Genomic DNA, 11472 nt, shown 5'->3' on the forward strand with positions numbered 1-11472 from the left:
CCCAACTACGTACCTAAGAGGGCTAAAGCCCAACTACGTACCTAAGAGGGCTAAAGCCCAACTACGTACCTAAGAGGGCTAAAGCCCAACTACGTACCTCACTAATCGCCAATTACCAGGGATTGCCAATCATGGTGAAGGCGGCCCAATAATAGGGATGGGAAAGGATTCGATCGCCCCGCGCGGCAATTTCTGGAGGCAAAATTAGAGGTAAAGCAAGCCCTTCGACTCGCAGCAGCCCGTCTTGAATCCGCACGCGCCCCCGCAGCATCTCCAATTGCGCTTGCCGCAAAGCCTCGGCTTTAATCGTCACATTCCCCTCGCGTCTGGGGGCGCGCAACTGCCGGTAAAACCCTGTCATCAGCCCCAAAGTTCCCTCGTCGCTGACTTCCCACAAACTCGCTAAAGCCGATCGCGCACCGCTAGCTACCGCCAAACCCGCAAACCCCAACTCTGCCTCTTCGTCGCCCAAAGCGGTACTGCACGCGCTTAAAACTAAGAGATTCACTGCCGGTTCATTCCACCCCAACTTCGGCATTTCAGTGATGAGCAACTTAGTATCCCACAATTGAATGTAAGAATTGCTCGGTTGCCCGGGCTGGAATTCGCTGTGAGTTGCTAAATGAATGATACCAAACGGATGATTTGTCCGCTGAGCTTGCAAGTTTCTGAGGGTAAAATCTTGATTCAAAAATGATTTTCCGCGCGTCGGCGGCGCGATCGCCTCTAACTCCACCGGTACCGCCGGTAATGGCGCTTTATCTTGAAATACCGACGCGCCCATCGCCAAAACTTCATCGTCAGCAATATTCTGGTAGCGGGTATCCGTCAAACTCAGACTTGGAATCACGCTAATGCTGTATTTTTCTACTAAAAATTGTTTGCCATCGTGAAGGGCAGCAAAGGGCAAGCTTCGCAAACCTGCTGCCGGAATTACAATTAAATTGTCAATCTTTAAAGCTGCCAATTCTGTCTCTATTGGCGCAATTAACAACCGATAAAGTTTTTGGGCTGCATCCAAATAACTGATGCTGTTTCTTCTTCTGGGATTAGTTATTTCGGTTTGCAGAAATTCTGCCAGTTGCAATACCTGCCAGCGCGTTATTGCGGGAACTAAAATGCGTATTGGTTGAGCGTTAGCTGTGACTAATACTAATTCTAACTGCTCCCCGTTAGGAACATCGGAAATTTCTTTGCCGGCTGGTTGGAGGCTCTTTCCTAACTTGTTTTCTAAGGAGCTAGGAGACTCGGATGTGAGGTTTTTGATTGCAGGAAATACATTAGATAAATTCCGACTTGCCACCAGCACCGAACTATTTTCTTTCGCTGCCCCGTTGGTTCCGCTGACCCAATTCATATAAATGATTGCCGATTTTACGCGGGTAATTTGTTCGTTTTTGCGAAGAGTTTCGTAAATTACCGACATATTAGTTATCGGCGTTCTGGCGGGCAGTTTTAGATGTTTTTCGTACTCGCGAGTGAAGGTTCTCTCAAATGCTAACACTCCCGAGCCTGCCGGATCGTATCTGCGAGAAGGAGTGAAAATATCCGGGCTAATTGGAGAATGCTTGTCTCGATTTGGCGATCGCAATTCTACTTGCAAAGATGCCGGAAGCGATCGCCCAGGCTCAGGATTTACGGACACTGGAGTTGGAGTTGGTGCGGGAGTTGATGCGGGAGTTGGTGCGGGAGTTGGAGTTGGTGCGGGAGTTGGAGTTGGTGCGGGAGTTGCTGCGGGAGTTGGTGCGATTAGGGAAATCAGATTTGGTAAACTTCCTTGGGTGTAAGTTTCCCCAAAAGCAAGATTGGGGAAAATGGTGTTTCCCTCGCCAGAATTAATGCTTCCCTTGGTTCCATTGTCGATCGCGCCGCCAACTACAAATGGTCGATTGCTACCGCCGCCGTGCCGAATTGCGATCGCGCCGCCTCTGGCACTTCCGGCGGTAGAAATACTGCTGGAAAGATTGCCAGATATATCGTCGGTGAAAACATTGTTCGATCGAAATAAACCAAGGGTTGTCACATCAACGTTGCCACCTGTGCCGTCTTGTTTGCCGCCTCTAGCATCGATAAAACCCAACAGAATGTTACCTGTCGCGCTGAGGGAGACGGTGCCACCGTTTCTCTGAGTGCCTCGGGAGGTGAGATCGAGAGCGGAAATTCCGGCTTGGGAGGTGAGGTCAATATTGCCGCCGATCGCTCCCGAAGCGTTCAAAGAGCCGGCAGTTAAAGGGCCGGTATTGCTTTTGAGTGCGATCGCGCCGCCTGTTCCCGTTGCTGATGAGGAGTCGATCGTACCGGCAGTAACAGTATTTCCCTCAACTCGAATGCTCCCGCCGTTGGAGGTAATATTGCCAGTCCTCACCTCGCGAGTTGCTTGCAGGTTGATGCTGCCGCCATCCGTCCTTAAATTGCCCTCTAAGAGTAGGTTTCCTGCGTTGATATCGGCTGGTAAACCCGCCCCGTTGTCCCCTCCGAGGGTAGCGGGATCTCGGGCGTTTAGGGTCAAATTGCGCGCGGTAATTCTCGAAGTCGCCGTGATGCTAGGAGCGTCAGCCGAGAGCTGGCCCAAGCTCTGAGTTTGACCGACGGAACCCCCAAAAGTAATGTTGCCACCAGCGCGCAGGGTCAAATTATTTGCGCCGCCCGGGGTGCTGTCGAGGGTATTGGCAAAAGTGATATTGCCGGTACTGGCGGCGAGGGTGGCGGTGCGATCGACTGTGACGGCACTGTTGAAAGTGATGTTGCCCGCAGTCGCGATCGCACCGGATAGCTCGGTACTCCGGCCGTTGACAGTCAAACTAGCTAGGGGCGCAGCTTGACCGACTGTACCGCCGAACAGCACTCTCTGAGCGTCAAGTCTAAGGGCGCGAGTTCCGTCTAGGCTGCCGGAGAACAGAATGTTGCCCCTAGCTTGAGTGCTCAAAGCTACATCAGCATTTAGGGAGAAGTTGCCTGTCAAAGTGAGATCGGCGCCGGATGTCGAAATGTTTGCGCCGATCGCAGTTTGGGACGCATCGAGAGTCAAACTAGCGCTGCCAGTCGTTCTTAGGGGATTGTCGATCGCGATAGAGTTGCCTTGAAGTGTCAGCGAACTGTTGAAGGTAATGGGTGTGACGATCGCGATCGAGCTGCTGTTGGGACGCCCGATCGCGATCGAGCCAAAATCCCCTGCCAAAGCAGCGATATCCGTTGCCGTTAAGTCCAAAATCCCTAAATTATCCCCGCTGCCGCCAATCCGAATTTGTCTGCCGTCGTTGGGTTGCAAGCTAATTGTTCCCCCCGCACTGCTGACAGAATTGTTGCCGCCCCTGAAGTCAATGCCGCTAGCAGTGAGAGCAATATTGCCACCGTTTGCATTCAGCCGCCCCAGAGAGATGCTGCTGGCAAAAATGTTGATGTTGCCGCCTTGAGTTTCGATTAAATCCTTGGGATCGTTGACAAAAAACACTCCGCCCGCTCTAAATGTTACGCTGTCTCCGGTTCTCGCTTGCAGTGAAAGTTGGTTGTCGGGCAAGTCTTGGACGGTGATGTAGCCCGGAGTGTCTAAAACTACGTTGCTGCCGGCAGCCATCTGTTCCAACTGCGCGTCTGAGATCGATGTTTCAGCGGGCGATCCTGTGGCTTGGAGTTCCCCGCCGGTCGATCGCGCGCTGGGAATGCCGTTACCGCTGACGATGGTAATATTTGCCGGATCGAGCAACAAATTGCCGATCGCCCCGTTAGGCGCGCGGGTATCGACCTGTCCTTGGAAAGTTAGAGCATTTTTGCCAGAAACTTCGACTCTGCCACCGTTACCTGCGGCAGTGCCGCCGTGAGCAGTAATATTGCCGAAGAAGCCAGTGGTATTGTCTGACCAAATTACGGCTGTGCCACCGTTGCCGCGGTCGATCGCGTTTGTGGCGATCGTAGAATCAGGACTAACATAAGTTACCTGGGCATTTAACACTGGTTCGAGCCCCTGGAAACCGCCTCCGACGCGCACAACACCTCCGCCGTTAGTCCCGGAAGCATTAATATTTGCGCCGAACAATCCGACTTTTTCGCCTAAAATATTTACCGTGCCGCCAGTCTGGCCAGCAGGGGCAAATACATTTACAGTACCCGAGACGATCGCACTTCCGGCATTTATCGGCACTGTTTGGCCGCCCGTCAGTACCAATTGACCTTGTGCGTTGGTTGTTAAACCTGTGGCTGACGCTACTCCTGGGCCCGTCAGCAACTGAGGTAAAGTAGCAGCAGGGGCGATCGCAGATTTTTCTGACGGCAAAGATGGAGTAATTTCTAAACTCAATAAGTTACCCGTTTGACTGATGCGGACTGCATTTTGTCCCGGAACAGCAGCCACTGTAATTTGACCGGCCGGCGCCGATAATTGCCCACTATTAATTACTGTACCGCCCAGCAAAGTTAAATTTTGACCCTTGCCAACTGCCAAACTTCCTGCATTTACAATTGCACCGACTTGTGAGTTATTAAAATTAAATTGATTGGGATTTCCCAGTAAAGCTTTATAATCATTAATTCCAGCAGAATTGAACCAGCGATCGCCGAAACCGATACCTGTAGCAGTTGTAGCGAAAAAAGAACCAGGCACGTTTAATCTAGCATTTTGACCGAAGACAATTCCCGCCGGATTCATCAGGAATAAATTTGAGGTGCCGCCGCTTACAGAAATCAGACCGTTAATGACGGAAATATTGCTGCTGGAAATCCGCCCTAAAATATTTTGAATATTTGGATTAGTTAGAAAATTAGCGATTTGACCTTCGCTGAGATTAAATTGGCTGAAGCTGTGAAACAGATTGGCGCCGTTTCCCGACAGTTGTCCGCCGCTAATGTTTAAGCGATTTTGCTCCTGATTGACAACAGTATTAGTGCCGTCATTCGCTGGAACGACAGATTGCGATCGCACTGCTATCGGTAGCAGCCAAAAACCTAATGTCAAAATTAAAGCAGAGCGAAAATAGGTCATTAGTCAGTTGACAGTTGATAGTTGACAGTTGACAGTTGATAGTTGATAGTTGATGGTTGATAGTTGTCATGGGAAGCAATTCCCGATTTCCAATTCCCGATTCCCAATTCTAATCTATAGTAGTTTTGATTTTGTTTGAGCTGTAATGTTCCGCGAAAGTGCCAATAAACTTAAAAAAGTCGATCGCGCGCCTACACGGGGGGTTTGTCTCCTGGGTGCCAAGGGTGCCTCCTTCAGTCGATCGCACTTTCAAAGCGCCCGCTGCCATAATATCGGAAATCCCATGCAGATTTGATATGTATCTGTAGCAGGTGTCTTGACAAAATGCTGGCTTTCGTGGTGTACTGATTGGATAGAAGAGCAGTCAAACCACGAAATCACTCGCTCCTCTGACGGTAGTTGTGTTTACCTGTCAACTGTCAAGCGGTCAACTGTCAACTAAATGAACTTTTTTTATTAGCCGCAGAGAGCGCAGAGTACGCAGAGTAAGAGAATAAAAGAGAAGATTATAGTTGAATGTATTTCGATTTACTATTGCTGTTTTTTGGGTAGATTACTGAATTTTTGCATGAATTGGCGATCGATCCAATCTTTCCAGTACCACAGTAGCGCTGATTCCCACATCCACGATCCGCGAGATGCGATCGCCCTTTTATTCCCAGTACCGATTAAGCCTAAATATTTCTCCTGCGGTGCAAAGGGTTTCAGCGGTTTTTGCAATAAAAACTGCTGCAAATTTTCAAACAGCGGTTTGCCCTGACGCACAGCAAACACCCCTGCTTTGGGACGGGGATAATTAACCATCGCCGCGATGTCTCCAGCCCCAAATACGTTGGAGTGAGAGACTGATTGCAGGCAATCGTTGACTTGCATAAAGCCGTTTGAGTCAGTTGCTAAACCAGATTCTCCGATCCAATGGGCGGCGGATGCTTGTGTCACCCAAAAAATGCGATCGCACTCAATCTTCAAACCAGATTCACAGTATATTTGGTAAATGGGCATTGGGCATTGGGCATTGGGCATTGGGCATTGGGCATTGGGCATTGGGCATTGAGAATCGGATGTTATTTCCATCATTTCTTGCTTTTCTATAGCACTAACTTTTTCCATTAGATGCAGTTGAATGCCGCGACTAATCAGAATTTCTTTCAGGCGGCGGCGAACCCGTTTGTTATGTGCAGGCATCAATTCAGCACCGCTATGAAACAAATGAATTTCTAATCCTTCTTCCTGCTTAAACTTTCCTCTCTCCTTTAAAATCCATCCGTTACAAAATCCGCTGCCGAACTTCCCTCTTCCCTCTTCCTTCTTCCCTCTTCCTTCTTCCTTCTTCCTTCTTTCCTCTTCCCTCTTCCCTCTTCCTTCTTCCTTCTTCCCTCTTCCGACTTCCCTCTTCCTTCTTCCCTCTTCCGACTTCCCTCTTCCTTCTTCCTTCTTCCTTCTTCCTTCTTCCTTCGCCAGACGAGATTGCATATTCAATGCTAATTCTACGCCGCCCGCGCCGCCACCAACAATCGCGATTCGTACAGGTTTTTTTGGATAGTTTTGCGTTGCAGAGATTAACTGATTCCAGCTAGCTAAAAACTCCGGTACGGGTTTAGCTGGAATTGCGTATTCTGCCGCACCTGGAACTGATATAGTCGCGGGAGTGCTGCCGATATCCACAGACAGCACGTCAAAGTTAATTGGAGGGCTGGTTTGACAAATTACTAAATTTTTGTTAAAGTCGATCGCGATCGCCCGATCGACCAATATTTGACACCCGGCAAATTCGGCCAGCGATCGCAAATCGATATGACATTCATCATAATCGTAAAACCCGGCAACGTGTCCCGGCAACATCCCCGAATAGGGCGCGTACAGGACATCGCTAATCAGAGTCAACCGCACGGAGGGCAGCGGTTTGATGCCGAACATTTTCAATACAATAGCATGACTGTGACCGCCGCCAATTAAGACTAAATCTTTCACAATTACAGATGTTCGATCGAAATATTCCTTTCCCCGATATTGTACAGCACTTGCACTTCCGCAGACAGGACTGTCCGGTCAGGAGAGCTGGCGGTGTGTAATTAAGATTGGCCAGCACTTTTGACAAAATGCTCTCACTTACCCCCCGCCTACATCGCAGATTTTCAGCGATTGTACGATCGCACATTCAGCGCAAATGGCTGTAGACTGTAGAGCGAGCAAATTTGATCGCCAAATTATGCCGGGGTGTGTTTGAAAGCTAACTCACCATTCAAAATTATGACATTACGGATCATTCCTCGCAGTTGGTCGCGATCGATTAAACGTTTGTTCCCACTGCTGTTTGCCCTCTCATTCATTATAGTATTGTTGGTCAATAATGCGATCGGCGCGATCGCCCAGCAACCCCGCCAAGAAATTCGCGGAGTTTGGATGACGACAAACGACAAAGACATCCTCAGAGATAGGCGCAAAGTAGCCGAGGCTGTCAGCCAATTAAAGCGATTAAATTTTAACACAATCTATCCCGTAGTCTGGAACTCTGGCTATGCAATGTATCCCAGCCCAGTCGCCCAGCAAAGAGACATTCAACCCTTTGTTTATAGAGGGTTAGACGGACAAGATATGATCGGAGATTTAGTCGCTCAAGCTCACCGTCAAGGGCTGCTAGTAATTCCTTGGTTTGAGTTTGGTTTTATGACTCCTCCCACCTCAGAATTAGCCTTAAACAATCCCGATTGGCTGACACAAAAACAAGACGGCACTCAAACATCAAACGGTGCAGGTGGCGAAGTAGTTTGGCTCAATCCCTTTCATCCCGAAGTCCAGAAATTTATTACCGAACTCGTACTAGAAATCACCACCCAATACAACGCCGACGGCATCCAATTCGACGACCATATGAGTTTGCCCTCAGAATTTGGCTATGACGAATACACAGTGGCTTTGTATACCAAAGAAACCAAAAAAGCACCTCCAAGCGACTCTCAAGACGCAGCATGGGTGAAGTGGCGAGCTAATAAAATCACCGCTTTTATGTCCCAACTAAATCAAGCCGTCAAAGCAGCAAAACCCAAGGCAATTTTCTCGATTTCTCCCAATTACTACGAATTTGCTTACAAACATCACCTCCAAGATTGGCTGGCTTGGGTGCGTTTGGATATTGCCGACGAACTGATCGTGCAAGTGTACCGTCCCAATCTAGAATCATTTGTGGACAAGATTAACCGTCCAGAAATGCGAGAAGCACAGCAAAAAATTCCGACTGGAGTTGGGATTATGACAGGTTTAAGAAATCGTCCAGTAGCGATAGGGCAAATTAAATCCCAGGTGCAAGCAGTCCAACAATACGGCTTAGGTGCCGCTTTCTTCTACTACGAAAGCTTGTGGGAAGATGCACCCGAACCAATGGGCGATCGACTTTCTCAATTTAGCGCCTTCTTCCCGTCTTCTGCATTCCGCACAGCGCTACAAATACCGAGACGCGCGGCAACTTTTCCTCCGCCGCCCCCAGCCAAACCAGACCCCAAAGCTAAGCCCAATCAACCTACAAAAAACAGCCCACCTTCGCCCTCACCAACCACATCTAAAAAGTAAAAAGTCCTCATATCAAATCCGGTTACATCGGGATATTCCAGCGCTCGCGAGCGAAGGTTGCGCGAGCGGGGAGTGAAGGTTACGCGAGCGGGGAGCGAAGGTTACGCGAGCGGGGAGTGAAGGTTACGCGAGCGGGGACGCTCGCACTTAAGAGCGGAAAATTATTGTTTGGATGTAAGCGAAAATAATATCATTAATATCATTCCTCAGTCTCTTCCTAGTGCCGTCCCCGCTCGCGTGTGAGGGGCTGGTGAGATACTTTGGTAACGACGAACGAGTGCGAGCATCCCCGGTCACTTGTTCAGTATACCTTACCCTAATATCAATCATTAATCATCAATAAAAATGTCAACTAATCAAAAAATTGTACTACCAAAAATGGGCTGCGGCACTTGGGCTTGGGGTAACAGATTACTCTGGGGTTACGATGAAAGTATGGACGAGGAATTGCAAGCCGCGTTCAATCTTTGCGTTAACAATGGTGTCACCTTATTTGATACAGGTGATTCCTACGGAACCGGGAAATTAAACGGACGCAGCGAGCAACTTTTGGGGCAGTTTTCCCAACAATATCAAGGTGCAAATCAAGACAATATTTGTATAGCGACAAAACTAGCGGCTTATCCTTGGAGACTGACGCGACAATCCATGATATCTGCTGGAAAAGCCTCGGCTTCGCGCCTCGGAAAGAATGTAGATTTAGTGCAAATGCACTGGTCTACAGCCAATTATGCACCTTGGCAAGAGGGGGCTCTTTTGGACGGTTTGGCAGACCTTTACGAGCAAGGATTGGTCAAGGGAGTGGGTTTATCTAATTACGGGCCGAAACGGTTGAAATGGGTGCATCAAAGATTTAGTTCGCGCCAAGTTCCTATTGTGACTTTACAAGTGCAATATTCGCTACTTTCTACTTATCCAGTAACAGAACTTGGATTGAAAGATGTTTGCGATGAATTGGGGATAAAATTGATTGCTTACAGTCCTTTAGCTTTGGGGTTGCTGACTGGAAAATATTCGGAAAATGGCTCTATTCCTAAAGGTATCCGAGGTTTGGCGTGCAAGCAATTATTGCCGGGAATGCGATCGCTTTTGGGCTGTTTGCGAGAAATAGCGGCGTTCAGAAACAAGACTGTTTCGCAGGTAGCAATCAACTGGTGCATCTGCAAAGAAACTATTCCGATTCCGGGGGCTAAATCGGCGGCGCAGGCGATGGATAATATTGGTGCTTTGGGCTGGGAGTTGAATTCGGGGGAGATTGCAGAATTGGATAAGGCGGCGGCGAGTGTGGATAAGAAAATGGTGCAGAATATCTTTCAAACGAGATAACCCGGTTCGTTAGAGTCGGCGGTTGAAACCGCCGAGTCTAATTGATGAATAAAATATTTTTAACCTTTGATTCTTCAACCTGCGGAGGCAGGTTTTGTTTGTATAGACGCGGTTTCAACCGCCGAGTCTAATTGCTGAATAACGTAATTTTAACCTTTCATTCTTCAACCTGCGGAGGCAGGTTTTATTTGTATAGACGCGGTTTCAACCGCCGACTCTACTCTAACCACAGAATTTTTCTACGCACCTCACAAACATTTCTACACCCATCCCCAACGCAGTTTCATCAAAATCAAAACGCGGGTGGTGGTGCGGGTAAGCCAAGTTTTTCTCGGGATTTGCGGAACCTAAAAAGAAATAGCAGCCGGGGATTTCTTGCAAAAAGAATGACATATCCTCCCCGCCCATTGTTTGACATTCTGGGACTATTCCCGCAGGAGTTTCCACAACGGATTCAGCCACGCTGCGTACTAAGTCAGCCATGCTTGAATCGTTGATAACTGGTGGATAAATCGAAGAATAATCTAGTTGGTAATTGGCGCCGTGACTCTGACAAATTCCGGCAATTACTTGCTCGATTCGCCTGTGAAAATAACCTTGATATATGGGATTGAAATAGCGCACTGTGCCGCCGATTTGGGCGGTGTTGGCGATGACGTTGTGGGTGTGCCCTGCGTGGAATTTGCCGACTGTGACTACCGCTGAGTCGATCGGGTTAACGTTCCGTGCGACAATTGCCTGTAGGGCGCTGACAATTTGGGCTGTAACGACGATCGCATCTACAGTCTGATGTGGCATTCCACCGTGCCCGCCCTTGCCAAAAATCGTGCAGTCAAAAACTTCTACAGCCGCCATCAGGGCGCCGCTGCGGACGCCTACAGTGCCTAATGGTAGATTGTTCCACAAATGCAAGCCGACGATCGCCTCAACGTCAGGATTCTGCAAAACTCCGGCTTCAATCATCGGTTTGGCGCCGCCCGGGCCTTCTTCGGCGGGCTGGAAGATGAATTTTACCTTACCCGAAAAGCTGTGTTTGTGCTTGGCGAGATAACAAACTGTCCCGAGGGCGATCGCAGTATGACCGTCGTGACCGCAAGCGTGCATAATACCATCATGCTGCGATCGATAATCCACCTCATTTTCCTCTTGAATCGGCAAAGCATCCATATCCGCTCGAATTGCCAAAACTCGCCCCGGCTTCCCGCTGTCGATAGTTGCGACAACACCCGTTTTAGCAATATTAGTTTCATGCTCAATTCCCCATTCCTGCAACTTTTGCGAGATAAACTGGGCTGTTAAATTCTCATCAAAACCCAACTCCGGTTTTTGGTGCAAGCGGCGGCGCCATTCGACTAGCTGAGGCTGCAAACTTCTAATCTCCAGCCGCAACTGAGATAAATCGAAATCGGTTAAATTCGGTACATTAGAAACCATATTAGTTGTTATTTGTTAGTTGTTATTTGTTAGTTGTTTACTCGTTTTACTCTTTACCTGGGAACCAGTTAAATAATTTGTAAAACTCTCTTTTCCTTCTCTGCGCTCTCTGCGCTCTCTGCGGTTAAAATAAAATCTAAGATGTTTTACCACAGAGGGCGCAGAGTACA

5 protein-coding genes are annotated in these 11472 nt (G+C 48.6%); 2 read left to right on the forward strand and 3 right to left on the reverse strand.

From position 1 onward, the window contains the following. Positions 1 to 112: 112 nt before the first annotated feature. Positions 113 to 4975 (reverse strand): CHAT domain-containing protein, encoded by a 4863-nt coding sequence (locus JGK22_RS30655; RefSeq protein WP_293314386.1) that lies wholly within the window; start codon positions 4973 to 4975, stop codon positions 113 to 115. Positions 4976 to 5506: 531 nt separating this feature from the next. Further along, positions 5507 to 6946: an FAD-dependent oxidoreductase gene (locus JGK22_RS30660; protein ID WP_293269300.1), complete on the reverse strand. Its 1440-nt coding sequence runs from the start codon at positions 6944 to 6946 to the stop codon at positions 5507 to 5509. A 279-nt stretch (positions 6947 to 7225) separates the two neighbouring features. Here JGK22_RS30660 and JGK22_RS30665 point away from each other — a divergent pair, with 279 nt between their 5' ends. Next, positions 7226 to 8542: a glycoside hydrolase family 10 protein gene (locus JGK22_RS30665; RefSeq protein WP_293231807.1), complete on the forward strand. Its 1317-nt coding sequence runs from the start codon at positions 7226 to 7228 to the stop codon at positions 8540 to 8542. A 345-nt stretch (positions 8543 to 8887) separates the two neighbouring features. Next, entirely contained in the window at positions 8888 to 9868 is a 981-nt protein-coding gene (locus JGK22_RS30670; protein WP_293175812.1) for an aldo/keto reductase, read from the forward strand. A gap of 222 nt (positions 9869 to 10090) precedes the next feature. Here the strand turns inward: JGK22_RS30670 and JGK22_RS30675 are convergent, their stop codons facing one another. Further along, positions 10091 to 11302, reverse strand: a complete 1212-nt coding sequence (locus tag JGK22_RS30675; RefSeq protein WP_293314388.1) for a M20 family metallopeptidase — start codon at positions 11300 to 11302, stop codon at positions 10091 to 10093. Between the last annotated feature and the right edge of the window lie 170 nt (positions 11303 to 11472).

Source organism: Microcoleus sp. PH2017_08_TRC_O_A, assembly GCF_020738665.1.
GTDB lineage: Bacteria > Cyanobacteriota > Cyanobacteriia > Cyanobacteriales > Microcoleaceae > Microcoleus.